Here is a 24,307-nt window from a genome sequence, read left to right on the forward strand (position 1 = left end):
ATGGCGGTTTCTCAACACATCTGGCATTGCGGCGCGGGACTGCCCGGCGACGTGCTGATCGCGGACCTGCGCGCCTACCGGTACGCGCCGCATTTTCACGACGCCTGGTCCATCGGCGCCATCGAGCATGGCCGGTGCGACTTCACCGTGCAGGGGGAGACCCACGCCGCCTGCGCGGGCGAACTGGTGGTGATCGCGCCGGGGCAGGTACACACGGGCGGCACGGCCGCCGGACCGCTCGCGTATCGCATGGCGTACATCGATCCTGCCTGGTTCCAGGACCATGCTCGCGCGCTGCATGCGCAGGGTGCGCGGCTGGCGGGACCGGTGATCGCGGATGCCGCCCTGTGCGCGCAATGGCTGGAGGCGTTGACGCCCGACGAGATCGCGCCCGCCGAACGCAGCGCACGCCTGTCCGCGGCCCTGTTCGGCACGCTGGCCGCGCACGGCGAGGCGCTGGACGAAAGCGGGACGCCCGCTGCCGGTACGCCCGAAGCCGGTAAGCCCGCAGCCCCCCCCTCCGATGACCTATCCGCCATCACCGACGTCTGCGCCATGCTGCTTGCGCGCATGGCCGCGGATCCGTCCTGCGCGCCCGACCTGCAAGCGCTGGCGCAGGCGCAGGATCGTCATCGGACCACGCTGGTCAAGCAGTTTGCGCGGCGTTACGGATTACCGCCGCAAGCGTGGCTGCGCAACTGGCGCGTGGCGCGCGCGCGGGTGCTGCTGCGCGGCGGCTTGCCGTTGGCGGACGCGGCGCAGGCGGTGGGTTTTGCCGATCAGGCGCACCTGACGCGGGTGTTCAAGCAGGTCTACGGCAGTCCGCCCGGCGTGCTGGTGAGAGCCGGCGCGGTGGGCTCCCAGACGTTGTGACTGCGGGGCGTTTCAAGCCGGTAATCCGAATATTTGCGCGTGAAGAATTCCGCGCCCAGTGCCTGCGCGGCGGCCAGCGGGCGCCGCGGATCCAGCGCCACCTCGCCGCGCCGGTTGCCCGCGCCGTGCACATATCCCACGAAGTCGGAATGCGTGTAGCGCGCAAACTCCTGCACCTGATGCACGATGCCCAGCGCCGCGCCGGGATAGGTCTCTTCGGACGCCACCGTCAGTCCGAGCCGCTTGCCGGCCATGCGTGCCTTGACGCGTTCGGGTTCGGGGCCGGAACCCGCGTAGTGGCTGAAAGATCGGTCAAAGAACGCCTTGGTCTGCGCCGACATTCCATACCAGTAGATGGGCGTGCAGAACAGCACGCCATCGGCCGGCAGGAAATGGTCCAGGAAAAGTTCGGCGTACCGGTCGGCGGGCGGTTTGGCATGGCGCAGATCGGGCAGCAGGCCCTGGATGTAGTCATCCAGGAAAAAGAGGGAGGCCGAAATGCCAGCCGCCTGCGCGCCCTGGCGCGCGGCGTGGGCCAACGCCGCGCTGTTGCCATTGCGGCGCGGGCTGCCCACCAGGATCAGCAATCGTTGTTTTGGGTGATTTGAATTCATTCTTGGCTCCTTGGTGAAATGCTGGGACTACGTTCGGATAGGTAATCCTGATCTCCAGGCAGGGCCGCGACAACTGACGATTCCTTCACTAAGATGAATCCTGTTCATCTCAGGAATCGCCCATGTTCGCCACGCTTCCCGTCACTGCGCTGCGCACGTTCGAGGCCGCCGCGCGGCTGCGCAGTTTCAAGCTGGCCGCAGCCGAACTGTCCGTCACCCCGACGGCGGTGTCGCATCAGGTCAAGGCACTGGAACGCCATGTGGGGTGCGCGCTGTTCGATCGCGTTCCGCGCGGCGTGCGGCTGACCGACCAGGGGGCGCGCCTCTTTGCCGGCGTGCACGGCGCGTTGCTGGACGTGGCGCAGACGCTGGACGCCTTGCGGCCCGCGCCGGAATCCGGCGCGCTCACCGTGTCCACGACGCATTCCTTTGCGGCGTTGTGGCTCGTGCCCCGGCTGGGGCGCTTTCACGAGGCCTACCCGCAGTATCAAGTGCGTCTGGATACGTCGCCTGATCCCGTGGACCTGCTGAAGGACGCCAGCGTGGACGTCGCCATCCGGTACAGCCGGGCGCGCTATCCCGCATTGCACGCGGCCTGCGCGCTGCCCGAATGGTTCGGGGTATACGGCGCGCCGGCGCAGGTTGCCCGTGCGGGCCGGCGGGCGCCGGCCCTGGTGACGGTGCGCTGGCGCGACTCGCCCTTATACGAACAGGGGTGGCAGGCGTGGTGCGAAGCCGCCGGCCTGCCGGCATGGAAGCGGCCGGTGGCGGAGCACGCCTACACCGAGGAACACTACGCGCTGCAGGCCGCCATTGCCGGGCAGGGCCTGGTGCTGGCCAGTTCGGTGATGGTGTCCGACAGCGTGGCCGCGGGCACGCTGGCGCCTTATCGGCCCGAGGTCCGGGTGCCGGGCGCGGCCTACACTGCGCTGTGCGCGCCGGGGCGCGAGCGTCATCCGCCCGTCAAGGCATTCCTTGCATGGTTGCGCAAGGCCTTCCAAGGCTAGTGGCCGGCCGCGCGCGGCATCCGTGGTGCGCGTACGCGGCGGGACAGGAGGCGCACGAGCGGGTACATTGACGTCGCCGCCCGTGTGCGGCATTCGCGTTTTCAGACTACGGAGTGCGCCCCGCCGTGAACCGATTCCACGAAATGACGGTATTTCTTGCGGTTGCCGACGCGGGCGGCTTTGCCGCGGCAGCGCGCCGGCTGGAGATGTCCGCGCCCAGCGTCACGCGCAGCGTCGCCGCGCTCGAACGCCGCCTGGGCGCCTTGCTGCTGGTGCGCACGACACGCAGCCTGCGCCTGACCGAGGCCGGCCAGCGCTACGCCGCCGATTGCCGCCGCATTCTCGACGAGGTCGAGCAGGCCGATGACGCCGCGGCGGGCGCGATGGCGGTGCCGCGCGGCGCGCTGTCCATCACCGCGCCCGCGCTGTTCGGCGAGCTGCACGTGATGCCGGCGGTGCTGGGCTATCTGCGCGGGCATCGCCAGGTGTCGCTGCGCGCGCTGCTGGTGGACCGCGTGGTGAACCTGGTGGACGAGGACATCGACGTGGCCGTGCGCATCGGCGCGCTGCCGGACTCGTCGCTGACAGCGGTGCCGGTGGGTCATGTGCGCCGGGTGGTGTGCGCCGCGCCGGGATTCCTGAGCGCCCATGGCGAGCCGGCCGACCCCGAATCGCTGCATCGCTTCTGCACCATCACCGCGGCCATGGAAGGCCGCGGGCCGCAATGGCGCTTCCTGCAGGACGGCCAGAGCCTTCGCTTGAACATGCAGTCGCAATTGACCGTCACCTCGTTCCAGGCGGCCGTGGCGGCTGCCCGGGAAGGGTGGGGCCTGACCCAGGTGATGTCTTATCAGGTGGCCCCGCACCTGGCCAGCGGCGCCTTGCAGGTGGTGCTGCGCGACTTCGAGATGCCGCCCGTGCCCGTCCATCTGGTGTATCCGGAAGGGCGCAAAAGCTCGGCCAAGGTGCGCAGCTTTGTCGATTTCTGTGTCGAGGCGCTGCGCCGCGACCTGGCGGCGCTGCCGGCCTGACCGGTTTATTTCATTTCCGGCAAGAGTGTCTTGCCGGCGCCGGCCGTTCTCCATTGGCGCGGGCAGGCTCAAGATGGTGGCTCGAATCCACCTGAGAGCCTCCGATGCCATCCACCTCCTTGCACTCCGCCCCGGCGCAAGCCGCCGCTCCGCTCAAGTTCTACAGCTTCGCGCTTTCCGGCCACGCGCATCGTGTCGCGCTGATGCTGTCGCTGCTGGACGTGCCGCACCAACGCATCGACGTGGATCTGCGTCAGCGTGAGCAGAAGCGTCCCGAATTCCTGGCGCTCAACGCCTTCGGCCAGGTGCCGGTCATCGACGACAACGGCGTGGTGGTGGCCGACTCGACCGCCATCCTGGTGTACCTGGCCAAGCGCTACGGCGGCGGGGCCTGGCTGCCCGAGGATGCGGCGGGCGCCGCGGCCGTGCAGCGCTGGTTGTCGGTGGCGTCCGGGCCGCTGGCGGGCGGTCCGGCGTCGGCGCGGCTCGTGACGCTGTTTGGCGCGCCGCTGGATGTCGACGCCACGCTGGCGCGCGCGCATGCGCTGCTTGCCGTGATGGAAAGCGAACTTGCGCAGCGCGACTTCCTGGCTGGCAGCGAGCCCACCATCGCCGATGTGGCCTGCTATGCCTACGTGGCGCATGCGCCTGAAGGCAACGTGTCGCTGGCGGACTATCCGCGGATCCGCGCGTGGCTGAGCCGCATCGAGAACCTGCCGCGCTTCGTTCCCATGGAATCGTCGCCAGTGGGCCTGCTGGCCGCCTGATTCCCGCCAATCGACCGCGAGGACATTGCCATGGACCTTCCCGAAAACACCACGCCGTCGCCCTGGCACGAGGGTGAATTACAACTGCAAGCGCACGCGGGCGTTGCCGCGCGCATGGACATGGTCGGCCGCAAGGTCATCCGCGACTACATGCCCGATCAACACCGCGAATTCTTCGCGCAGTTGCCGTTCGTGGTGGCCGGCGCGGTCGACGACCAAGGCGATCCGTGGGCCGGCATCCTGGAAGGGCAGCCCGGCTTTGCCGTGTCGCCGGACCCGCACACGTTGCGCATCGCCGCCATGCCGGACGCGGACGACCCGTTGCGCGCGGGACTGGGACTGGGCAAGCCGGTGGGATTGCTTGGCATCGAGCTGCACACCCGCCGGCGCAACCGCATGAACGGCCGCATTGCGGCGTGGGACGGCAAGCGCTTTGACGTGGCGGTGGCGCAGTCGTTTGGCAACTGTCCGCAGTACATCCAGTCGCGGGATTTTTTCTTTGCGCGTTCGCCGTCGCTGCGCTTTGCCGCCGCGCGGGAGGAGCGCGCGGGGCTGGATGACGCGGCGCGCGCCCTGATCTCGGTGTCCGACACCTTCTTTGTGGCCAGCTATGCGGACCGCGATGAAAGCGTGGGCGGACGCGCCGTCGATGTCTCGCACCGGGGCGGCAAGCCGGGCTTCGTGCGGGTGGATGGCGATGTGCTGACCATTCCGGACTTCTCGGGCAACCGGTTCTTCAATACGCTGGGCAATCTGGCCGCCAATCCCGTCGCGGGGCTGCTGTTCATCGACTTCGAACGCGGCGACGTGCTGCAACTGACGGGAAGGGCGGAGGTGATTCTGGACAGCCCGGAAATCTCGGCCTTCCAAGGCGCCGAACGCCTGTGGCGCGTGCATGTGCGCCGGGTGGTCAGGCGGCCTGGCGCGCTGGCCTTGCGCTGGCGCTTCGATGCCTGGTCGCCCACGGCATTGGCGACGGGGCGGTGGCCTGCCGCGGCCTAGCGGCTGTCTTGCGCCACCTTGCGCACGACCGTGTCGCCGGGGCGCAGCGGCCGGCCGTCCTGCGCGCGGATCTCCATGCGTTGCACCGGCTGGCCGCGCTGGCGATCGATCAACGTCGAGTGCGGCTCGTCCGGTCCGAAATAGTGGTCCTCGCCCCATTGGCGCAACCCGACGATCACCGGAAACAGCGCCTCGCCTTTTTCCGTCAGCACGTACTCCTGATACGCGCTGCCGTCGGACGCCGGGGCGACGGCCAGGATGCCGTGCGCGACCAGCGTGCGCAGCCGGTCGCTCAGGATGTTCTTGGCCATGCCCAGGTTCTTCTGGAATTCGCCAAACCGGCGCAGGCCGTCGAAGGCGTCCCGCACGATAAGCAGCGACCACCAATCGCCAATGGCGTCGAGCGAGCGCGCAACCGGGCAGGCGGCGCCTTCAAGGCTGGTGCGTTTGACCATGCGGATTCCTTGCGCTGGCTGAGGGTGAAGGTGGTTGCATTATAAAACCTCATGAACTAGCATTCTGGTTTCTTTATAAAACCAGATGGATCATGATGCCAACCGCCCGATCCCGCGCGCCGGGATACGACGAGATACCCTCGATGCCGCCCGCGCTGGTGCTGCTGTTGGCTGCGGCCTGCGCGCTGAGCGTTGCCAATGTGTATTACGCACAGCCGCTGCTTGATGCGATCGGCCGCGAGTTCCGCATGGATGAGGGTGCGGTGGGCATCGTCGTCACGGCCACGCAACTGGGCTGCGCGCTGGCACTGTTCTTCGTCGTGCCGCTGGGCGACCTGCTGGACCGGCGGCGACTGATGCTGGCGCAGCTGGCACTGCTGGTGCTGGCTCTGGCGGCGGTGGCGGCGTCGGCAAGTTCGCCCTGGCTGCTGGCCGGCATGGTGGCGTTGGGCTTGCTCGGCACGGCGATGACGCAGGGTCTGCTTGCGCTGTCCGCGGCCCTGGCCGCACCGGCAGAGCGCGGGCGCGTGGTGGGCGCGGCGCAGGGCGGGGTGGTGATCGGCCTGTTGCTGGCTCGCACGCTGGCCGGCGCCCTGGCGGATCTGTGGGGCTGGCGCGCGGTCTACGTGGTGTCGGCCTGCTTTTCGGCGTTGCTGGCGCTGGTGCTGGCCCGCTGGCTGCCGCGGCGGCGCCTGCCCGTGGCCGGGCTGGGTTATGGCGCGTTGCTGCGCTCGGTCTTCACGCTTCTCGCGACCGAGCGCGTGCTGCGAGTGCGCGGCATGATCGCGCTCTTGATGTTCGCCGCGTTCGGCGCGTTCTGGACGGCACTGGTGCTGCCGCTGAGCGCGCCGCCGCATTCGCTGTCGCACACGGCGGTGGGGGCATTCGGATTGGTGGGCGTCGCGGGCGTGCTGATGGCGGCGCGCGCCGGCCGTCTGGCCGACGCCGGGCACGGCCAGCGCACCACCGCGCTGGGCTTGGCCCTGCTGTGCGTGGCCTGGGTTCCCATTGCCTTGCTGGACCACAGCCTGTGGCTGCTTGCGCTGGGCGTGTTGGTGCTGGACCTGGCGGCGCAGGCGCTGCACGTGACCAACCAGGCCATGATCTTCAGCATCAGCGCGCAGGCGCACAGCCGCCTGGTCGCGGGCTACATGATGTTCTACGCGGTGGGCAGCGGCCTGGGCTCCATTGCCGCGACGGCCGTGTATGCGCGCGCCGGGTGGCTGGGCGTTTGCGCGTTGGGCGCGGGCATCAGCGTGGCGGCATTGGTGTTCTGGGCGGCGACGGCGCCGCGCGCCAACTGTGCAAGGCAGGGGCGGGCGCGCGCCTGACGGCGTGCGCGCCCGCCGCTTGCCGTTCAGCCCAGCCAGCGCTTGATGCGGCCGGCCAGCGCTTCACGGCTGATGCCGTAGCGGTCATGCAGGGTGGGCAGGGCGCCGGCATCCAGGAACGCGTCCGGCAACCCGGCCAGCTGGAATCCGGCCGGTTGCACACGATGCCGCAGCAGGGCGCTGGCGACGGCCTCGCCCAGTCCGCCGATCACCGAATGGTTCTCGGCCACGACGACCAGCCGGTGCTTGTAACGCACCGCCTCGACCAGGCTGGCCTCGTCCAGCGGCTTGATGGTCGGGCTGTGCATCACCGCCACGCCGATGTTGTCGCGCGCCAGATCCTCGGCGGCCTCCAGCGCGCGCATCGTCATGATGCCGCTCGAAATGATGAGCACGTCGGCGCCTTCGCGCAGCATTTTGGCCTTGCCCAGCTCGAATCGGTAGCCCTCGATGTCATCCAGTACCGCGGGCACCTGGCCGCGCAGCAGGCGCATGTACACCGGACCCTGGTGTTCGGCGATCTGCGGCACGGCCTGTTCGATGTCCAGCGCGTCGCAGGGGTCGACGATGGTCAGGCCCGGAATGCCGCGCATCATCGCCAGGTCTTCGGTGGCCTGGTGGCTGGGACCGTAACCCGTCGTCAGGCCCGGCAGCGCGCAGCAGATCTTGACGTTGAGGTTCTCCTCGGCGATGACCTGATGGATGAAGTCGTAGGCGCGCCGCGTGCCGAATACCGCATAGGTCGTGGCGAACGGCACGAGGCCTTCCTTGGCCATGCCGCCGGCGGCGCCCATTAGCAGCTGCTCGGCCATGCCCATCTGGTGGAAGCGTTCGGGGTAGGCCTGCGCAAACAGGTGCAGGTCGGTGTACTTGGCCAGGTCTGCCGTCAGGCCGACGACCTGCGGATTGGACGCGGCGTATTCGACCAGCGCCTTGCCGAAGGGGGCAGCCCGGACGCGCTGCCCCTCGGAGGCAATCGACGCGATCATGGCCGACGTGGTGAGGCGGGGTTTTTGCTGGGTGCTGGCGCTGCTCATGACCAGGCTCCTTCGGTCGTGGGGGTGGGGCGGTTCTGGTCCAGGATGTCCAGCGCCTGTTGCCATTCCGGCGGATCGACGCGGATGAAGTGGTTCTTTTCGCGCTGCTCAAGGAAGGGAATGCCCTTGCCCATCCGGGTATCGAACAGGATGACCCGCGGCTTGGCGTCGGGCAGGGCGCGCGCGGTGTCGAACGCCTGGATGACGGCGGCCAGGTCGTTGCCGTCCACGCGCTGCACATGCCAGCCAAAGGCGGCCCACTTGTCGGCCAGCGGCTCAAAGCCCAGCACCTTGCCCGACGGCCCGTCCGCCTGCTGGTTGTTGATGTCGACCAGGCAGATGAGGTTGTCCAGTTCATGGTGCGCGGCGCCCATCGCTGCTTCCCAGGTCGAGCCCTCGTCCAGTTCGCCGTCCGACATCGAGTTGTAGACGAACGCCGGATTGCGCTTGTGCTTGAGCCCCAGCGCAATGCCGACGCCGATGGACAGGCCCTGGCCCAGCGATCCGCCAGATATCTCCATGCCCGGCGTGTAGGTCGCCATGCCCGACATGGGCAGGCGGCTGTCGTCGCTGCCATAGGTCTCCAGTTCGCTTTCCGGAATCACGCCGGCTTCGATCAGGGCTGCATAGTGCGCGATGGCATAGTGGCCGTGCGACAGCAGAAAGCGGTCACGGCCCTCCCATTGCGGGTCGCCAGGCTGCACGTTCATCGCATGGCGGTAGGCCACGGCCAGCACGTCGGCCCAGCCGAGCGCCTGGCCGATGTAGCCCTGGCCCTGGACTTCGCCCATGCGGACCGCGTAGCGGCGGATGCGCCACGCGGCGGCCGCCAGATCGCTCAAAGACTTGGATTGCTCCATTCGAAGCTCCCTATTCATGGTGTGGGGGTTCATTGCAGGATGCTGGCGGGCACGTAGGACACGAGTCCCAGCACCGCAAACGCGACCAGATAGAAGGGCGCCAGCTCGCGCACGGTCTGGCCCACCTTTACCTTGGCCAGTGCGCTGGTGATGAAAAGCGTGGTGCCCACGGGCGGCGTGTACAGCCCGATCGCCAGGTTCACCACCATCATCACGCCCAGCTGCGTCATGTCCATGCCGATGCTCTGCGCCAGCGGAACGAAGACCGGCGCCAGCAGCAGCACTGCGGCGGGCAGGTCGATGAACATGCCAAGAAACAGCATCATCAGGTTCATCAGCAGGATGACCAGCCATTTGGCATGGACATTCTCCTGCACCCAATGCGCGATGCCCTGAGGCGTCTGGTCGAACGTCAGCAGCCAGCCGATGGCGGACGAGGCCATGATCACCAGCAGCACCACGCCGGTCGCCAGTCCCGCGTGGACGATGGCGGCGTTCAGCCGCGACCACGACAGATCCCGGTACATCACGGCGGACACCAGGCCCGCGTAGAGCGTGGACAGGACCGCGACCTCGGTCGGCGTGGCGATGCCGAACCGCAGGAACACGATGATGAGCAGCGGCAGCACCACGGCGGGCAGCGCATACAGCAGGTGCCGGCGGAAGGCGGCGCCGTTGAAGGGCGACCTGTCCCGCGGGAAGTTGCGGCGGCGGCCCACCCACCAGCACGCAAACATGAAGCCGCCGCACAACAACAGGCCGGGCAGCACGCCCGCGACGAACAGCGACGCGATGGAGGCGTTGGCCGTCAGGGCGAACAGGATCAAGGGGATCGACGGCGGAATCAGGATGTCGATCGTGGCGGCGGCTGCCAGCGTGGCGGCCGAGAACGCGGCCGGATAGCCCAGCCGCTTGTGCCAGGGAATCATCAGCGAGCCGATGGCAGACGCGTCCGCCACCGCCGAACCCGACACGCCGCCGAACAGCGTGGACGACAGAACGCCCACCTGCGCGGGGCCGCCGTGATAGCGGCCGATCAGTGCCGACAGCACGCCGACCAGCGCCTCGCCAAGCTTGCCGCCCATCATCAGGGAGCCGGTCAGCATGAAGAACGGAATGGCGATGAGAGGAAAGCTCTGCACCTGCGCGACCATCTGCTGCACCACCACATCCAGGGGCACGCGGTCCGTGCTGGCGACCGCGGCCATCGCGGCGACCAGCAGGGCGTGGGCGATGGGCATGGCCGCGACGGCGGCGCCCATGAAGACGACCAGTATCAATGCACTCATGGCTGTTCTCCCGTCACCAGTGCACGGCGGGCGCCTGCGGCTCGCCGTCGGGCTGCGCCGCGGCGTCGCGGCTACGCCAGCTCTGCCAGGCCGACTGCGCCGCCAGCACGGCGAGCAGCAGCATGCCGCCCATCACGCACCCGTAGGTAAGCGAGCCGGGCATCTGCAGAATGGGGGATTTTTCGTCGTGGACGATCTCGATCATGTTGAACGTCGCCCAGGACAGCGTCGCGTACAGCACGGCGACCACGCTCCAGGCCACGGTCGCGACCAGGCGGCGGGCGTGCGCGGGCAAGGCGTCCATCAGGAATGTGGTGGCGATATGCGCGTTGTGCAGCGCAGCCAGCACGACCCCCGACATGACGAGCCAGGGAAAGAGCAGCTCGGGGATCTCATTGGCCCATTCCAGGCTTGAACCGGTTGCGTAGCGCAGCGCGGTGTTGACGACGAGGATCACGAAGATCACCGTGGTGGACAGCCACAGGACCACGCGGCATATGCCGTCGATGACCCTGCCGACCCATCCGTGTCGATCGGTATTCATGTTGTCTCCTGCCTTGTGCCGGTCCGCCGCCGTGCCCGGCGCGAAGGCGGGCGCGGCGGCGGCCGAAGGACGTATCAGTTGCCGCGCGCGGCGGCCAGGACCTTCTTCACATAGGGGCCGATGGGACCGGCCAGCCATTTGTCGTCGACGGACGAAGTGGCCTTGGCGAAGGGGGCGGTGTCGGGCGTGGTGACCTGCACGCCCTTGGCCTTCAACTCGGCCAGCAGCCGGGTGTCGGCGTCCTGGCTCAGCTTGCGCTGCAGGGCAGACGCTTCGTCCGCCGCCTCGCGCACGGCCTTGCGGTCGGCTTCGCTCAGGCGATCCCAGGTGCGCTTGCTCATCAGGAAGGGCGTCATCTGGAACTGGTGGTTGGTCATGGCCAGGTGCTTCTGCACTTCATACAGCTTGCTGGCCTCGAAGTTCACCAGCGGGTTCTCCTGGCCGTCCACCACACCCTGCTGCAGCGCCACGTACAGTTCGGCAAACTTGATCTGCTGCGCCTGCGCGCCCAGGGCGTTCATGATGTCGACCAGGGTTGCGTCGGGCGGCACCCGCATCTTCAGGCCCTTCATGTCCTCGACCTTGTTGATGGGGTGCTTGCTGTTGGTCATCTGGCGGATGCCGTTGTCCCACGTGCCGAGCAGGATCAGATTCTTGGCGGCCGACTTCTCGGCCAGCTCCTTGCCCAGCGGCCCATCCAGCAGCTTGAAGGCTGCCTTGGCGTCCGGGAACAGGAACGGCATGCCGAACGCCGCGTACTCCGGCACGGCGGCGGCAACGGCGCCTTGCGAATTGGCGCTCATATCCAGCGCGCCCGTGCGCAGCGCGGTGACCATCGCGGCGTCGTCGCCCAGTTGCGCGGACGGCGCGACCTGGACCTCGATGCGTCCGCCCGTCTTTGCCTTAAGCACTTCGGCAAACTTCACCGACGCCTCGTGCCGGGGATTGCCCACGGCCGCGCCATGGCCAAGGGTCAGCTTCAGATTCTGCGCATGCGCCGTGATCGGCAGCAAGGTGGCGGCGGCCAGGGCAAGGCTTACGTACCGCCAGGTTCTGTTTTTCATGATGTGTCTCCTCCTGTTTTTTATGGGGTCCTGCGGATCAGTGAATCAACATGCCTCCGTTGACGTCCAGCGTGATGCCCGTGCAGTAAGCGGACAGGTCGCTTGCCAGGAACACGCACGCGCCCGCCACGTCATCCGCGCGGCCCAGGCGCGCCAGCGGGATGGTGCCTTCGATGTCGGCCTTGCGCTCGGCGGACAGCTTGCCTTGCGTGATGTCGGTCTCGATGAGGCCGGGCGTGATGCAGTTGACCCGGATGCCGTCGCCGCCGAATTCGCGCGCCATGGCGCGCGCCAGACCCAGCACACCCGCCTTCGCGGCGGAGTAGTGGGGGCCGCCGAAGATGCCGCCGCCCCGCTGCGCCGACACCGACGAGATGCACACGATGGACCCGTTGCGCTGCGCCTGCATGGCGGGCAGCACCGCTTGCGACAGGTAAAGCGTGCCGCGCAGGCTGACGTCCAGGATGCGGTCGTAGTCCGCGCCGGTGATCTCCAGCGTCTTGACCGGCTGCGTGATGCCGGCGTTGTTCACCAGGACGTCGATCCTGCCGAACGCCTTGAGCGCCTGTTCGATGGCCGCCACGCAGGCAGCCTTGTCGGTCACGTCCGCGAACAGTCCCAGATGTCCGTCGCCCAGCCGGGCGGCCGCGCTGGCGGGCTCGGCGCGCGCCAGATCCAGGATCACCACGCGCGCGCCTTGCGCGGCCATCTGCCGCGCAGTGGCGAACCCCAGTCCGTTGATCCCTGCGCCGCCGGAAATCACGGCGACCTTGTCCTTGAGCAGCATCTGTCGTCCTCCTGTCCTTGTTGGAATATGTGCGGACAATTCTGGACGCCGCCTAGCATTAAGACAAACGATGTGTCATCAGTCTAAGATGACGAATCGTCATCTGAAGTCAGGGTCAACCCCCATGCCTGCGCTGCCGCCCATTGTCAATCTGCTGGCCTTCGAGGCCGTCGCGCGCCGGCGCAGCTTTGCCATCGCCGCGACCGAACTGCATCTGACCGCGTCGGCGGTCAGCCACCAGATTTCAAGGCTGGAATCGGACCTGGGCGTGCGCCTGTTCGAGCGCAGCGCGCACGGGGTGCGCCTGAGCAGCGCGGGCGAGCAATATCTGGTGCGTATCGGCGGGGCGCTGGCGGCGATCACGTCAGCCACGGAAGACCTGCGCCAGGGCGTCAGCAACAGCCTGTATGTGCATTCCGCCCCCAGCATTGCGAGTCTGTGGCTGATGCCGCGGCTCAGGCGTTTTGCCGAGGCGCATCCGCACGTGGCGCTGAACCTGTCGGCGGCGCATTCGCACAGCGATTTCGCGCTGGGCCAGTCCGACATCGACATCCGCTATGGCGTGCCGCATTGGGACGATGTGGTGGTGGAACCGTTGTTCGAAGAGCGGATACTGCCGCTGGCCAGCGCGGCGTTCATTCGGGAACACGGGATCAAGCGCATCGACCAATTGCTGGACGTGCCGCTGATCCAGAGCAACGTCAGCGTCATCCAGTGGTCCGACTGGTTTGGACGCTATTCGGAGAAGCGCGCGCCGGATCACTTCACCATCCGCTTTGACCGCGCGCAGATGTCGCTGGATGCCGCGGCGCAAGGATTGGGCGTGGCGCTGGAAAGCGCCACCATCGCGGGCATGCATCTGGCCCAGGGAAGCCTGCAGCCGATCTTCGGGATGGCCAAGGCCATCGCGGTGAAGGCGCACTTCGTCGTCTACCCGGCGAGGCACGCCAAGCGGCCGTCAGTGGAGGCCTTTCTTGCGTGGCTCCACGCCGAAGCTGCCGCCACCGTGATGAAACGATAGGACCGGCCCGCGGGCCGGCCCCGGGGGGCGTGTTACGGCTGAACCTCGTACTCCGCCGTGCCCAGCACCACCGCCGCCAGGCCCGGCGCCTGCGTCAGCTTGTGCAGGGCAAAGCATTGCGCGGTGGCGATCTTGGCGTTGTGGAAGGCCGGGTCTTCGGCCTGCAGGTCCAGGCTGGCCAGCAGTGCGCGGGCCATCTGCCAGCCGGCGAAGGTCGTGCCCGCCAGTAGCAGGTAGGGCACCGCCGCACCAAAGACCGCGTTGGGATTGCCGGCCGCGTTGGCAAGCATGAACTCGACCGCGCTGGCCAGCGCTTCGCGGGCCTCGCGCAGCGGCTTGAGCATGCGGGCGGCGGCGGGCTCGTTGCGGGCTTGCAGATCGGCCTCGGTCTGGCGGACCGCGTCCAGCAGGGCGCGCGCCACGGCGCCGCCGTCGCGCAGCGTCTTGCGGCCGACCAGGTCGTTGGCCTGGATGGCGGTCGTGCCTTCATAGATGGTCAGGATGCGCGCGTCGCGGTAGTACTGCGCCGCGCCGGTCTCTTCGATGAAGCCCATGCCGCCGTGCACCTGCACGCCCAGGCTGGCCACGTCGATCGACATTTCGGTGCACCAGCCCTTGACGATCGGCACCAGGAATTCCTGGATTGCCAGGTGGCGCTTGCGCTCGTCCGCATCCGGGCTGGCATGCGCCAGGTCTGCATGGCCCGCAGTGACGTAGGCCAGCGCGCGGCCGGCTTCGGTCAGGGCGCGCATGGTGCCCAGCATGCGGCGCACGTCCGGATGCTGGATGATGGGCACGGCCTCGCGCGACGATCCGTCCACGGGGCGGCTCTGCACGCGGTCGGCGGCGTACGCCACCGCATGCTGGTAGGCGCGGTCGGCGATGGCGATGCCTTGCACGCCGACGGCATAACGCGCGGCGTTCATCATGATGAACATGGCGTCCAGGCCGCGGTTCTCCTGGCCGACCAGGTAGCCCAGCGCGCCGCCGCCGTCGCCGAACTGAAGCGTGCAGGTGGGGCTGGCCTTGATGCCCAGCTTGTGTTCGATGGACACGCAGGCCACGTCGTTGCGCGCACCCAAAGAGCCGTCTTCGTTGACCAGGAACTTGGGCACCAGGAAGAGCGAAATGCCCTTCACGCCGTCGGGCGCGTCCGGCAGGCGGGCCAGGACCAGATGCAGGATGTTCTCGGCCAGGTCGTGCTCGCCGTAGGTGATGAAGATCTTGGTGCCGGACAGGCGGTACGTGCCGTCGCCCATCGGCTGGGCGCGCGTGCGGATCATGGCCAGGTCCGAACCGGCCTGGGGCTCGGTCAGGTTCATGGTGCCGGTCCATTGGCCGGAAATCATGGGGCCGATGAAGCGCTCGCGCAATTCGGGCGAGCCGGCCGTCATCAGGGCCTCGATGGCGCCGTTGGTCAAGAGCGGGCACAGCGCGAACGACAGGTTGGCGGCGTTCAGCATTTCAGAGCACGGCGAGCCGATCAGGCCGGGCAGCCCCTGGCCGCCGTATTCGGCGGGGTGGGCCAGGCCTTGCCAGCCGGCGTCGGCGTATTGGCGAAAGGCCTCTTTGAACCCCGGGGCGGTGGTCACCGCACCGTCGTGCCAGGCGCTGGGTTCGCGGTCGGCCGGATGGTTCAGCGGCGCCAGCACTTGCGCGGCGAAGTGGGCGGATTCTTCCAGCACGGCCTGGGCGGTGTCGGGCGTGGCCTCCTCGAAACCGGGCAGGGCGGCCACCTGCGGCAGGCCAGCCAGATGGTTCAACACGAACAGCATGTCTTTCACGGGGGCTTGGTACGTCATGGCGTAGGCGCTCCTGGTTTTATGGAATTAGCGGATCAGGCGGGCTTGCCGGGGTCGGCCACGTCGATGGCGGACGTGGCGCCGACGGCGGCGCGCAGCTCGAATTTCTGGATCTTGCCGGTGGAGGTCTTGGGCAGTTCACCGAAGCGCACCGCGCGCGGCACCTTGAAGCCCGACAACAGCAGCTTGCAGTGCGCGATGATTTCCTCGGCGGTGGCGGTGCAGCCGGGCTTGAGCTCGACGAAGGCGCAGGGCGTCTCGCCCCATTTTGGATCCGGCATCGCCACGACGGCCACGGCCGCCACGGCGGGATGCCGGTAGAGCGCGTCCTCGACCTCGATGCTGGAGATGTTCTCGCCGCCCGAGATGATGATGTCCTTGCTGCGGTCCTTGATGCGGACGTAGCCGTCGGCTGTCATCACGCCCAGGTCGCCGGTGTGGAACCAGCCGCCGGCAAAGGCGTCATCGGTCGCGCGGGCGTTCTTCAGGTAGCCCTTCATGCAGATGTTGCCGCGGAACATGACTTCGCCGATGGTCTGTTCGTCGGCCGGCACCTCCTGCATGGTGTCGGGGTCGCGCACCGAGACGCCGGCCTGCAGGTGATAGCGCACGCCCTGGCGGGCGGTCAGCAACGCGCGGCGCTCGGGGTCCAGCGCGTCCCACGCGTCCTGGTGGGCGCAGACCGCGGCGGGTCCATAGACTTCGGTCAGGCCGTACACGTGGGTGAGTTCAAAGCCGATCTCGCGCATCTTGTCGATCACGGCCGGCGCGGGCGCGGCGCCCGCCACCATGGTGCGCACGGTGTGGGTGATGCCGGCGCGCAGCTCGGCCGGGGCGTTGGCCAGCGCGCTCTGCACGATGGGCGCGCCGCAGTAGTGCGTGACGCCTTCGTCGCGGATCAGGTCGAACACCGTCTTCGGGTCGAACTTGCGCAGGCAGACGTTCACGCCCGCGCGCGCCGCGATGGTCCAGGCGAAGCACCAGCCATTGCAATGAAAGAGCGGCAGCGTCCACAGGTAGACGGGATGCTTGGGCATGTCCCATTCGAGGATGTTGCTGACCGCGTTCAGGTAGGCGCCGCGGTAGTGGTAGACCACGCCCTTCGGATCGCCCGTGGTGCCGGACGTGTAGTTCAGCGCGATGGCGTCCCATTCGTCGGCGGGCGGTTTCCAGTCGTAGGTGGCGGGCGCGGCCGCCAGGAAGTCCTCGTAGTCGGTGGCGCCCGGCAGCGTGGCGGGAGCGCTTTCCAGGTCGTGCACCGAAATGATCTTCAGGTGCGGGAATTCGGCGCGGGCGCGCTGGGCGACGTCGGCGTATTCGGTGTCGACGATCAGCGCCCGGGCTTCGCCGTGGCCCAGCATGAACAGCACGCTGGGCGCGTCCAGGCGGGTGTTCAGGGTATTCAGCACGGCGCCCAGCATGGGCACGCCAAAGTGCGCCTCGACCATGGCGGGAATGTTGGGCAGCATGACGGCGACCGTTTCGCCGCGCTGGATGCCGGCCTGGGCCAGGGCGCCGGCCAGGCGCTGGGCGCGTTCATAGGTCTGCGCCCAGGTCCGGCGGACCTTGCCGTGGACGATGGCCAGCCGCTGGCCATAGACTTGCGCCGCCCGGGCAATGAAATCCACGGGGGTCAGGGCTTCGTAGTTGGCCTCGCGGCGTTCAAGGCCGTGATCGAACATGCCGGTCATGCTTGTCTCCAATGGGGCGGGTTGACCCCTTATCAAGTCCGCGGGGTGTTGGTCCCCGTCGCTTGCCCTAGCTTATGGCCGGCTGGAAAATGGCGTCTGTCGCCTGCATGACAGACCCCCGGCCGGTTGCGCATTCCTCAAGTTTTACACGGTTCTTCCCATGTCCGATGTTTCAAACACAGTTTTTGCCGACGAACTGCCGGCGCTGTTTCGCGCCTGTACGTGGTTCGGGGCGCTGGATGCTCGGCACCAGGCGCTGGTGCTGGCGACCTCGCGCGCGGAACACGTGGCCAGCGGCGCATGGATTGCGCGGCGCAACGCGCCGTCGGACTACTGGCTGGGCGTCAGCCAAGGACTGCTCAAGCTGGCCATCTATAACGAATCCGGCCGCAGTTGCACGTTCTCGGGCGTGCCGCCGGGCGGCTGGTTCGGCGAGGGCAGCGTCATCAAGCGCGAGCTGCGCAAATACGATGTCGTGGCCATCCAGCCGTCGCTGGTGATGATGGTGCCCACCGCGACATTCCACGCGCTGCTGTCGGCCAGCCTGCCGTTTTCGCACTTTGTCATCGGCCAGTTGAATGACCGCATGGGCGAGTTCATCGCGTCCATCCAGAACCACCGTTTGCTGGATGCCGACGCGCGCGTGGCGCAATCGCTGGCGCAGCTGTTCAACCCGCAGCTGTATCCGTCCACCGATCTGACGCTGGCGATTTCGCAGGAAGAACTGGGTTACCTGACGGGGCTGTCGCGCCAGCGGGTCAACCAGGCGCTGCAGACGCTGGCCGACCAGGGCATCCTGGCGCTCGCCTACAACCAGATCAAGGTGCTGGACCTGTCGCGCTTGCGCCAGTACGGGCTGGATCAGATCTGACCGCCGTCAGGCGGCCAGGCCGCCCAGCGCATGGTCCAGCGCGGCGCGCGCCAGCACGCGGGTCGAGTCCAGCGTCGGCAGGACGCAGTTGCCGTCGTTCAGCACCAGCGGCAGTTCGGTGCAGCCCAGCACGACTGCGTCGCATCCGTCGTCCTTCATTCGTTGGACGATGCCTTGCAGCCGGGACACCGAGGCCGGCTCGAAGACGCCATAGACCAGCTCGTCCATGATGATGCGGCCCAGCAGCCGGCGGTCGTCCTGTCCCGGCCGCGCATACGCCAGGCCGCGGGCACTGAAGGCAGCGGGGTAGACGTCGCTGTCCACCAGCCAGTGGGTGCCCAGGATGCCCACGCGCCGGTAGCCGCGCGCCGCCGCCACGGTGGCGACTTCCTGGGCGATGTGCAGCCACGGGCGCGGCGAGTCCGTCACGACGCCGCCAAGCGCCTGATGGATGGTGTTGTCCGGGCAGATCAGAAAGTCGGCGCCCGCGCGGGCCAGCTTGCTGGCCGACGAAAGCATCAGGGCGGCCACGCCGTCCAGGTCGCGGGCATCCAGGCAGGCGACGTAGTCTGCCAGCGAATGCGTGTGCAGCGAGATCTCGGGATGCGCATGCGGGCCCATGCGCTGCGCGCCGTCGGCGCACAGAGTGCGGTAGCAAAGCGCGGCGCCTTCGGCGGAGCAGGCGACGATGCCAATGTGCAGCGGCGTGGCGTTCATCCAGGCGATTCCTTCTGTAAGGGTCCAATCGACCAGATGGCGGTCGAATCAGGGTCAAATTCACCATGCAGGGGTTGTTTATACCCGCAATCGCGATAGTAAAAAACACCACAAAGAATTCAACCTGTTGATTCTTCGTGGTTTTTTTCTGGCACGGATTTCGCATGAGGACACGTACCCAACCAACCGCAACACAGGAGGGCGTTCCCATCATGGGTCCGTATCGGAAATTATGGTTCACGTTGATCGCCGTGGTGGCGATCACATTTGCACTGCTCGGGTTTTACGGCGGCGAGGTCTACCGCCAGGCGCCGCCGATTCCCGGGCATGTGGTGACGTCCGACGGCCGTGCGCTGTTCGGGCGCGAAGACATCCTGGATGGGCAGACCGCCTGGCAGTCCGTGGGCGGCATGCAGCTCGGTTCGATCTGGGGCCACGGCGCCTACCAGGCGCCCGACTGGACGGCCGACTGGCTGCACCGCGAGCTGATGGCCTGGCTGGACCTGGCCGCGCGCGACGAGCACGGCCAGGCCTACGCCGACCTGTCCAAACCGCAGCAGGCCGCGCTGCGCGAAACGCTCAAGGCCGAGTACCGCGCCAATCGCAGCGACGCCGCGACCGACACGCTGACCATCACGCCGCGCCGCGCCAAGGCCATCGAGCAGACGGCGGCCTATTACGACCAGTTGTTCTCCGATGCGCCGGCCCTGCAAGGCAGCCGCGAGAGCTTCGCCATGAAGGAAAACACGCTGCCGGACGCCACGCGCCGCCAGCAGCTGACGCACTTTTTCTTCTGGACGGCCTGGGCCGCGGCAACCGAACGCGAAGGCAAGCCGGTCACGTACACCAACAACTGGCCGCATGAACCGCTGATCGGCAACCAGCCCAGCGCTGAAAACGTCATGTGGTCCATCATCAGCGTCGTCGTGCTGCTGGCAGGCATCGGCTTCCTGGTCTGGGCGTGGGCGTTCCTGCGCGGCCAGGAAGAAGGCGAACCGCAACCGCCCGCCCGCGATCCGCTGACCACCTTCGCCCTGACGCCCTCGCAGCGCGCGCTGGGCAAGTACCTGTTCCTGGTCGTGGCGCTGTTCGGATTCCAGGTGCTGCTGGGCGGGTTCACCGCGCACTACACCGTGGAAGGGCAGAAGTTCTATGGCATCGACGTCTCTCAGTGGTTCCCGTATTCGCTGGTGCGCACCTGGCACATCCAGAGCGCCCTGTTCTGGATCGCAACCGGGTTCCTGGCCGCCGGCCTGTTCCTGGCGCCGCTGATCAACGGCGGTCGCGATCCCAAGTTCCAGAAGGTCGGCGTGGACATCCTGTTCTGGGCGCTGGTGCTGGTCGTGGTCGGCTCGTTTACCGGCAACTACCTGGCCATTGCACAGATCATGCCGCCCGAGCTGAACTTCTGGCTGGGCCATCAAGGCTATGAATACGTCGACCTGGGCCGCCTGTGGCAGATCGGCAAGTTTGCGGGCATCTGCTTCTGGCTGGTGCTGATGCTGCGCGGCATCGTGCCCGCGCTGCGCACGCCGGGCGGCGACAAGAACCTGCTGGCGCTTCTGACGGCATCGGTCGGCGCCATTGGACTCTTCTACGGCGCGGGCTTTTTCTACGGCGAACGCACGCACCTGACCGTCATGGAGTACTGGCGCTGGTGGATCGTCCACCTGTGGGTCGAAGGCTTCTTCGAAGTGTTCGCCACCACCGCGCTCGCGTTCATCTTCTCCACGCTGGGGCTCGTGTCGCGCCGCATGGCAACGACAGCCAGCCTGGCTTCGGCCTCGCTGTTCATGCTGGGTGGCATCCCCGGCACGTTCCACCACCTGTATTTCGCGGGCACCACCACGCCTGTGATGGCGGTGGGCGCCAGCTTCTCGGCGCTGGAAGTGGTGCCGCTGATCGTGCTGGGCTATGAAGCCTGGGAAAACTGGCGCCTGAAGACCCGCGCCGCCTGGATGGACAACCTGAAGTGGCCGCTGATGTGCTTCGTGGCCGTGGCCTTCTGGAACATGCTGGGCGCCGGCGTCTTCGGCTTCATGATCAACCCGCCCATCTCGCTGTACTACATCCAGGGTCTGAACACCACGCCGGTGCACGCGCACGCCGCGCTGTTCGGGGTGTACGGCTTCCTGGCGCTTGGCTTCACGCTGCTGGTCCTGCGCTACATCCGTCCGCAGTACGCGTTGAATCCGGGCCTGATGAAGCTGGCGTTCTGGGGCATGAACATCGGTCTGGCCCTGATGATCTTCACCAGCCTGTTGCCCGTGGGCCTGATCCAGTTCCATGCCAGCGTCAGCGAAGGCATGTGGTACGCCCGCAGCGAAGCCTTCATGCAGCAGGACCTGCTCAAGACCTTGCGCTGGGGCCGCACGTTCGGTGACGTCGTGTTCCTGCTGGGCGCGCTGGCCATGGTCATGCAAGTGATCCTGGGCCTTCTCAGCAGCAAGCCCGCGCTGGTCGAACCGCGCCTGACGCCCAAGGCGGCACGCGGCTGACCTGCGCACCTGCGCGACTTTGCGCCAGCGCAACGTTGCGAAGGGGACCTCCCGGTCCAATGGAAGCAAAGCCTGCGCCGGCCTGGCGCAGGCGCTTCGGAGAAACTCCGCATGCGCTTCCTGCCCATTGCCGCAACCATTGCCGGCGCCATGACATTGTTGTTGATCGCTTGCGGGCCCGCAGACCGGGCCCGCTTTGCGTTGCCTGACCTTACGCGGCTACCGCCTGGCGAGGTCACGCATCAGCCCCCCGGCGAGGCGCTGCGCAATGGCTATCCCGTCACCCCCGCACCGGTCACCACCCGCCACCCGCGCGGCGTCGCCATCATGACGCGGCAGGTCAGCCAGGCCGAATACGCGGCGTGCGTGGCCGCCGGCGCCTGCAAACCGCTGGACGCGGCGCACCGCAAGGACGCGTCTGCCGATCTGCCCGCCACCGGCATCAGCTGGTCCGACGCGACGGCCTACGCCGCGTGGCTATCGGGCTCGACCGGCCAGCGCTATCGCTTGCCACGCTACGCCGAATGGATCTACGCGGCCGGCGAGGCCTATCGCGAAGAAGCGCCGCCTGCCGCCTTGCAAGACAACGGTCAGGCGCCCAACGACCCCGCGCAGCGGTGGCTGGCGGAATACGAACAGGAAAGCCGCCGCGGCAAGCAGGGCGCCGACATCGACGTGCGGCCGTTTGGCCAGTACGGCGCCAACGCGGCCGGCCTGAAGGACATGGCGGGCAGCGTGTGGGACTGGACGTCCGACTGCCACTCGCGCCGCGTGCTGGACGCGGCGCCAGACGCTGCCGAAGACGCGGACCTGAGCCGCAATTGCGGCATACGCGTCGCGGCCGGACGGCATATTGCGTACCTGCCTGATTTCATCCGCGATCCCAAGAACGGCGCGTGTTCGGTCGGCGTGCCGCCCGCGAACCTGGGGATGCGGCTGGTATTGGAAGAGGGCTAGTGGCCTGTTGCTGGTGACCCGTTGCGGCAAGACAGGCACGATGCGCAGTCCATGGCCGGCTGCGCGTTCTGCGACAGGCTGGCCAGGGCGGCGGGCGAGCGAAGCACGATGCGCTTGCGGCCGCTGCTGACGATGCCGCGCTGCTTCCAGTCGCTGAGCAGCCGGCTGACGGTGTGCAGCGTGGTGCCGGTCATTTCGGCGACGTCCTGCCGCGTGATCGGAAAGCTGATGCCGATGCCGTCGTGCGTGGGCTGCCCGGATTGCTGCACCAGCCGCAGGATGGCGCGCGCCACGCGCTGTTCGACTTCGTCGGTGGACAGTTCCTGGATGCGCAGGTGCGCATCCTGCAGCCGTTGTCCCATGGTCTGCAGCGCAATCGCGCCCAGTTGCGGATGGCTGCCCATGAAGCCTTCCCAGGCCGACGCCGGCCACGCCAGGCACACGCTTTCCTGCACGGCCAATACGCTGGCCGGGTAACAGGACTGCCGCATCGCGCAAGCCAGGCCAAACATATCGCCCGGATTGACATATCTCACGACAACTTGATCGCCTTCCGATGTAATTTGGGTGACCTTGAGGCAACCGTGCAGCAACACGAAGAAATGGGCGCCTTCGGCGCCTTGCCGGTAAGCGGCTTCGCCGGCTTCAAGGCGGCAGGGAACGGCGTCGTTAAGCGCGGTGTCTAGCTGCGCATCGGACAAGGGCCTGAACAGATCCAGGTTGCGCAGCAGGGCATGGCATAAAGGCGATGGCATGGCGGTCCGCGTGTGGACGTGGAGGGATTTTCCACGGATCGATGGTGACACCTGAGGGGCACCATGACAACTTGCGGGCGGCCGCAGGGTTATCCCGAATTTGCGCTACAGCAAAGAACGCGATCGCTCGCGGTTCTTCAATGGAGGTGCCGACAGACTCGGCTTTGAAGAAACCGAAAGAGGAGTAGCACATGAACGCGTTGCGCCCCACCTTGCTTGCCGCCGCCCTGATGTTCTCGATGGCGGGTGGCCTGGCTTCCGCCCAGAACGCAGACACGCTGCCGCGCGCCAAGGTCACGCTGGTCGCCCCGCCGTTGGTTCACCCGCATGAGCAGGTGGCCAAGTCGGGACCCAAGGTTGTCGAATTCACCATGACCATCGAAGAAAAGAAGATGGTCATCGACAGCAAGGGCACCACGCTGCAGGCCATGACATTCAACGGATCCATGCCCGGCCCCACGATGGTCGTGCACGAGGGCGATTACGTGGAATTGACCCTGGTCAATCCCAAGTCCAATGCGATGCCGCACAACGTCGACTTCCACGCCGCCACGGGCGCCTTGGGCGGCGCCAAGCTCACCAACGTGAACCCCGGCGAACAAGCCACCATGCGTTTCAAGGCCGACCGCGCCGGCACCTTCGTCTATCACTGCGCGCCGGAAGGCATGGTGCCGTGGCATGTGGTGTCCGGCATGAGCGGCACGATCATGGTGTTGCCGCGCGAAGGCCTGAAGGACCCGCAAGGCAAACCGCTCAAGTACGACCGCGTCTACACCATCGGCGAGTTCGACCTGTACATCCCCAAGGACGCCAACGGCAAGTACAAAGACTACGCGACCCTCGCTGAAAGTTATGGCGACACCGTGGAAGTCATGCGCAAGCTGACTCCGTCGCACATCGTCTTCAACGGCAAGGTTGGCGCCCTGACCGGCGACAACGCGCTTACCGCCAAGGTCGGCGAAACCGTGCTGCTGATCCATTCGCAAGCCAATCGCGACACGCGGCCCCACCTGATCGGCGGCCACGGCGACTGGGTCTGGGAAACCGGCAAGTTCAACAATCCGCCCGAAAAGGACCTGGAAACCTGGTTCATCCGTGGCGGTTCGGCGGGCGCGGCGCTGTACACGTTCAAGCAGCCGGGCGTGTATGCCTACCTGAACCACAACCTGATCGAAGCCTTCGAACTGGGCGCGGCCGGGCACATCAAGGTCGAGGGCAAGTGGAACGACGACCTGATGAAGCAGATCAAGGCGCCGGGCCCCATCCCGCAGTAATGCCCAGACGGCAGGGCGCGCGCCGCGCGTCCTGCCGGTTTGCTATCAACCCCACGCCTG

At 67.3% G+C, this 24,307-nt stretch carries 23 protein-coding genes; 11 read left to right on the forward strand and 12 right to left on the reverse strand.

Going from position 1 to position 24,307, the window contains the following annotated elements:
* The gene (locus H4P35_RS09545) at positions 1 to 873 is read left to right on the forward strand and encodes an AraC family transcriptional regulator (protein ID WP_226848745.1); all 873 of its coding nucleotides are present in this window, start codon (positions 1 to 3) and stop codon (positions 871 to 873) included.
* Here H4P35_RS09545 and H4P35_RS09550 read toward each other — a convergent pair.
* Positions 813 to 1,487: a flavodoxin family protein gene (locus H4P35_RS09550; protein ID WP_056316046.1), complete on the reverse strand. Its 675-nt coding sequence runs from the start codon at positions 1,485 to 1,487 to the stop codon at positions 813 to 815. The two genes, H4P35_RS09545 and H4P35_RS09550, sit on opposite strands and share 61 nt — an antisense overlap.
* Before the next feature lie 122 nt (positions 1,488 to 1,609).
* On the opposite strand from H4P35_RS09550, the gene H4P35_RS09555 reads away from it, so the two are divergent.
* From H4P35_RS09555 to H4P35_RS09570, 4 genes are all read left to right on the forward strand, one after another.
* Positions 1,610 to 2,494 carry a LysR substrate-binding domain-containing protein gene (locus tag H4P35_RS09555; protein ID WP_062841832.1) on the forward strand — a complete coding sequence of 295 codons (885 nt, stop codon included), beginning with the start codon at positions 1,610 to 1,612 and terminating at the stop codon, positions 2,492 to 2,494.
* Positions 2,495 to 2,619: 125 nt separating this feature from the next.
* Entirely contained in the window at positions 2,620 to 3,525 is a 906-nt protein-coding gene (locus H4P35_RS09560; RefSeq protein ID WP_062842078.1) for a LysR family transcriptional regulator, read from the forward strand.
* Positions 3,526 to 3,629: 104 nt separating this feature from the next.
* Positions 3,630 to 4,292: a glutathione S-transferase family protein gene (locus H4P35_RS09565; RefSeq protein ID WP_226848747.1), complete on the forward strand. Its 663-nt coding sequence runs from the start codon at positions 3,630 to 3,632 to the stop codon at positions 4,290 to 4,292.
* Positions 4,293 to 4,322: 30 nt separating this feature from the next.
* A complete protein-coding gene (locus tag H4P35_RS09570; protein WP_226848749.1) occupies positions 4,323 to 5,294 on the forward strand; it encodes a pyridoxamine 5'-phosphate oxidase family protein in 972 nt (323 codons plus the stop codon).
* Here H4P35_RS09570 and H4P35_RS09575 read toward each other — a convergent pair.
* Positions 5,291 to 5,749 (reverse strand): helix-turn-helix domain-containing protein, encoded by a 459-nt coding sequence (locus H4P35_RS09575; RefSeq protein ID WP_226848750.1) that lies wholly within the window; start codon positions 5,747 to 5,749, stop codon positions 5,291 to 5,293. The two genes, H4P35_RS09570 and H4P35_RS09575, sit on opposite strands and share 4 nt — an antisense overlap.
* A gap of 92 nt (positions 5,750 to 5,841) precedes the next feature.
* On the opposite strand from H4P35_RS09575, the gene H4P35_RS09580 reads away from it, so the two are divergent.
* Positions 5,842 to 7,080 carry an MFS transporter gene (locus tag H4P35_RS09580; RefSeq protein WP_370638962.1) on the forward strand — a complete coding sequence of 413 codons (1,239 nt, stop codon included), beginning with the start codon at positions 5,842 to 5,844 and terminating at the stop codon, positions 7,078 to 7,080.
* Between the two features lie 26 nt (positions 7,081 to 7,106).
* On the opposite strand, the gene H4P35_RS09585 is transcribed toward H4P35_RS09580, so the two are convergent.
* The 6 genes from H4P35_RS09585 to H4P35_RS09610 form a co-directional block, all read right to left on the reverse strand.
* Positions 7,107 to 8,117 (reverse strand): transketolase family protein, encoded by a 1,011-nt coding sequence (locus H4P35_RS09585; protein WP_056316060.1) that lies wholly within the window; start codon positions 8,115 to 8,117, stop codon positions 7,107 to 7,109.
* Positions 8,114 to 8,977 carry a transketolase gene (locus tag H4P35_RS09590; RefSeq protein ID WP_175236184.1) on the reverse strand — a complete coding sequence of 288 codons (864 nt, stop codon included), beginning with the start codon at positions 8,975 to 8,977 and terminating at the stop codon, positions 8,114 to 8,116. Before H4P35_RS09590 ends, H4P35_RS09585 begins: the two co-directional genes overlap by 4 nt.
* Positions 8,978 to 9,006: 29 nt before the next feature.
* Entirely contained in the window at positions 9,007 to 10,266 is a 1,260-nt protein-coding gene (locus tag H4P35_RS09595; RefSeq protein ID WP_056316065.1) for a TRAP transporter large permease, read from the reverse strand.
* A 13-nt stretch (positions 10,267 to 10,279) separates the two neighbouring features.
* Positions 10,280 to 10,810 carry a TRAP transporter small permease gene (locus tag H4P35_RS09600; protein ID WP_056316068.1) on the reverse strand — a complete coding sequence of 177 codons (531 nt, stop codon included), beginning with the start codon at positions 10,808 to 10,810 and terminating at the stop codon, positions 10,280 to 10,282.
* 74 nt (positions 10,811 to 10,884) lie between these two features.
* On the reverse strand, positions 10,885 to 11,874 hold the full coding sequence (locus H4P35_RS09605; RefSeq protein ID WP_226848751.1) for a TRAP transporter substrate-binding protein: 990 nt from the start codon (positions 11,872 to 11,874) through the stop codon (positions 10,885 to 10,887).
* Positions 11,875 to 11,911: 37 nt separating this feature from the next.
* Entirely contained in the window at positions 11,912 to 12,661 is a 750-nt protein-coding gene (locus H4P35_RS09610; protein WP_226848752.1) for an SDR family NAD(P)-dependent oxidoreductase, read from the reverse strand.
* Between the two features lie 124 nt (positions 12,662 to 12,785).
* Between H4P35_RS09610 and H4P35_RS09615 the strand changes: the two genes are divergently transcribed.
* Positions 12,786 to 13,682, forward strand: a complete 897-nt coding sequence (locus H4P35_RS09615; RefSeq protein ID WP_056316078.1) for a LysR substrate-binding domain-containing protein — start codon at positions 12,786 to 12,788, stop codon at positions 13,680 to 13,682.
* A 32-nt stretch (positions 13,683 to 13,714) separates the two neighbouring features.
* On the opposite strand, the gene H4P35_RS09620 is transcribed toward H4P35_RS09615, so the two are convergent.
* Together H4P35_RS09620 and H4P35_RS09625 are read right to left on the reverse strand one after the other, a co-directional pair.
* Positions 13,715 to 15,484 carry an acyl-CoA dehydrogenase gene (locus H4P35_RS09620; RefSeq protein ID WP_226848753.1) on the reverse strand — a complete coding sequence of 590 codons (1,770 nt, stop codon included), beginning with the start codon at positions 15,482 to 15,484 and terminating at the stop codon, positions 13,715 to 13,717.
* 35 nt (positions 15,485 to 15,519) lie between these two features.
* Complete coding sequence (locus H4P35_RS09625) at positions 15,520 to 17,175, reverse strand: acyl-CoA synthetase (RefSeq protein WP_226848755.1); 1,656 nt, start codon at positions 17,173 to 17,175, stop codon at positions 15,520 to 15,522.
* Between the two features lie 160 nt (positions 17,176 to 17,335).
* Between H4P35_RS09625 and H4P35_RS09630 the strand changes: the two genes are divergently transcribed.
* A complete protein-coding gene (locus H4P35_RS09630; RefSeq protein ID WP_226848757.1) occupies positions 17,336 to 18,046 on the forward strand; it encodes a Crp/Fnr family transcriptional regulator in 711 nt (236 codons plus the stop codon).
* 6 nt (positions 18,047 to 18,052) lie between these two features.
* Here the strand turns inward: H4P35_RS09630 and H4P35_RS09635 are convergent, their stop codons facing one another.
* Positions 18,053 to 18,763 (reverse strand): aspartate/glutamate racemase family protein, encoded by a 711-nt coding sequence (locus H4P35_RS09635; RefSeq protein ID WP_226848759.1) that lies wholly within the window; start codon positions 18,761 to 18,763, stop codon positions 18,053 to 18,055.
* Between the two features lie 212 nt (positions 18,764 to 18,975).
* Between H4P35_RS09635 and H4P35_RS09640 the strand changes: the two genes are divergently transcribed.
* Together H4P35_RS09640 and H4P35_RS09645 are read left to right on the forward strand one after the other, a co-directional pair.
* Complete coding sequence (locus H4P35_RS09640; protein ID WP_226848761.1) at positions 18,976 to 21,261, forward strand: nitric-oxide reductase large subunit; 2,286 nt, start codon at positions 18,976 to 18,978, stop codon at positions 21,259 to 21,261.
* Between the two features lie 111 nt (positions 21,262 to 21,372).
* Positions 21,373 to 22,218 carry an SUMF1/EgtB/PvdO family nonheme iron enzyme gene (locus tag H4P35_RS09645; protein ID WP_226848763.1) on the forward strand — a complete coding sequence of 282 codons (846 nt, stop codon included), beginning with the start codon at positions 21,373 to 21,375 and terminating at the stop codon, positions 22,216 to 22,218.
* Here the strand turns inward: H4P35_RS09645 and H4P35_RS09650 are convergent.
* Positions 22,215 to 22,973 carry a Crp/Fnr family transcriptional regulator gene (locus tag H4P35_RS09650; protein WP_152384016.1) on the reverse strand — a complete coding sequence of 253 codons (759 nt, stop codon included), beginning with the start codon at positions 22,971 to 22,973 and terminating at the stop codon, positions 22,215 to 22,217. The two genes, H4P35_RS09645 and H4P35_RS09650, sit on opposite strands and share 4 nt — an antisense overlap.
* A 191-nt stretch (positions 22,974 to 23,164) precedes the next feature.
* Between H4P35_RS09650 and nirK the strand changes: the two genes are divergently transcribed.
* Positions 23,165 to 24,247, forward strand: a complete 1,083-nt coding sequence (gene nirK, locus H4P35_RS09655; protein WP_062841822.1) for a copper-containing nitrite reductase — start codon at positions 23,165 to 23,167, stop codon at positions 24,245 to 24,247.
* Positions 24,248 to 24,307 lie beyond the last annotated feature (60 nt).

This window comes from Achromobacter sp. 77, from assembly GCF_020541125.1.
Classification (GTDB): Bacteria; Pseudomonadota; Gammaproteobacteria; order Burkholderiales; family Burkholderiaceae_B; genus Achromobacter; species Achromobacter mucicolens.

Excerpts from the sequence above, each read along its gene's own strand:
- H4P35_RS09545 (WP_226848745.1), top strand. The coding sequence starts at position 1 with ATGGCGGTTTCTCAACACATCTGGCATTGCGGCGCGGGACTGCCCGGC.
- H4P35_RS09550 (WP_056316046.1), bottom strand. The coding sequence starts at position 1,487 with ATGAATTCAAATCACCCAAAACAACGATTGCTGATCCTGGTGGGCAGC.
- H4P35_RS09555 (WP_062841832.1), top strand. The coding sequence starts at position 1,610 with ATGTTCGCCACGCTTCCCGTCACTGCGCTGCGCACGTTCGAGGCCGCC.
- H4P35_RS09565 (WP_226848747.1), top strand. The coding sequence starts at position 3,630 with ATGCCATCCACCTCCTTGCACTCCGCCCCGGCGCAAGCCGCCGCTCCG.
- H4P35_RS09570 (WP_226848749.1), top strand. The coding sequence starts at position 4,323 with ATGGACCTTCCCGAAAACACCACGCCGTCGCCCTGGCACGAGGGTGAA.
- H4P35_RS09575 (WP_226848750.1), bottom strand. The coding sequence starts at position 5,749 with ATGGTCAAACGCACCAGCCTTGAAGGCGCCGCCTGCCCGGTTGCGCGC.
- H4P35_RS09580 (WP_370638962.1), top strand. The coding sequence starts at position 5,842 with ATGATGCCAACCGCCCGATCCCGCGCGCCGGGATACGACGAGATACCC.
- H4P35_RS09585 (WP_056316060.1), bottom strand. The coding sequence starts at position 8,117 with ATGAGCAGCGCCAGCACCCAGCAAAAACCCCGCCTCACCACGTCGGCC.
- H4P35_RS09590 (WP_175236184.1), bottom strand. The coding sequence starts at position 8,977 with ATGGAGCAATCCAAGTCTTTGAGCGATCTGGCGGCCGCCGCGTGGCGC.
- H4P35_RS09595 (WP_056316065.1), bottom strand. The coding sequence starts at position 10,266 with ATGAGTGCATTGATACTGGTCGTCTTCATGGGCGCCGCCGTCGCGGCC.
- H4P35_RS09600 (WP_056316068.1), bottom strand. The coding sequence starts at position 10,810 with ATGAATACCGATCGACACGGATGGGTCGGCAGGGTCATCGACGGCATA.
- H4P35_RS09605 (WP_226848751.1), bottom strand. The coding sequence starts at position 11,874 with ATGAAAAACAGAACCTGGCGGTACGTAAGCCTTGCCCTGGCCGCCGCC.
- H4P35_RS09610 (WP_226848752.1), bottom strand. The coding sequence starts at position 12,661 with ATGCTGCTCAAGGACAAGGTCGCCGTGATTTCCGGCGGCGCAGGGATC.
- H4P35_RS09615 (WP_056316078.1), top strand. The coding sequence starts at position 12,786 with ATGCCTGCGCTGCCGCCCATTGTCAATCTGCTGGCCTTCGAGGCCGTC.
- H4P35_RS09620 (WP_226848753.1), bottom strand. The coding sequence starts at position 15,484 with ATGACGTACCAAGCCCCCGTGAAAGACATGCTGTTCGTGTTGAACCAT.
- H4P35_RS09625 (WP_226848755.1), bottom strand. The coding sequence starts at position 17,175 with ATGACCGGCATGTTCGATCACGGCCTTGAACGCCGCGAGGCCAACTAC.
- H4P35_RS09630 (WP_226848757.1), top strand. The coding sequence starts at position 17,336 with ATGTCCGATGTTTCAAACACAGTTTTTGCCGACGAACTGCCGGCGCTG.
- H4P35_RS09635 (WP_226848759.1), bottom strand. The coding sequence starts at position 18,763 with ATGAACGCCACGCCGCTGCACATTGGCATCGTCGCCTGCTCCGCCGAA.
- H4P35_RS09640 (WP_226848761.1), top strand. The coding sequence starts at position 18,976 with ATGGGTCCGTATCGGAAATTATGGTTCACGTTGATCGCCGTGGTGGCG.
- H4P35_RS09645 (WP_226848763.1), top strand. The coding sequence starts at position 21,373 with ATGCGCTTCCTGCCCATTGCCGCAACCATTGCCGGCGCCATGACATTG.
- H4P35_RS09650 (WP_152384016.1), bottom strand. The coding sequence starts at position 22,973 with ATGCCATCGCCTTTATGCCATGCCCTGCTGCGCAACCTGGATCTGTTC.
- nirK (WP_062841822.1), top strand. The coding sequence starts at position 23,165 with ATGAACGCGTTGCGCCCCACCTTGCTTGCCGCCGCCCTGATGTTCTCG.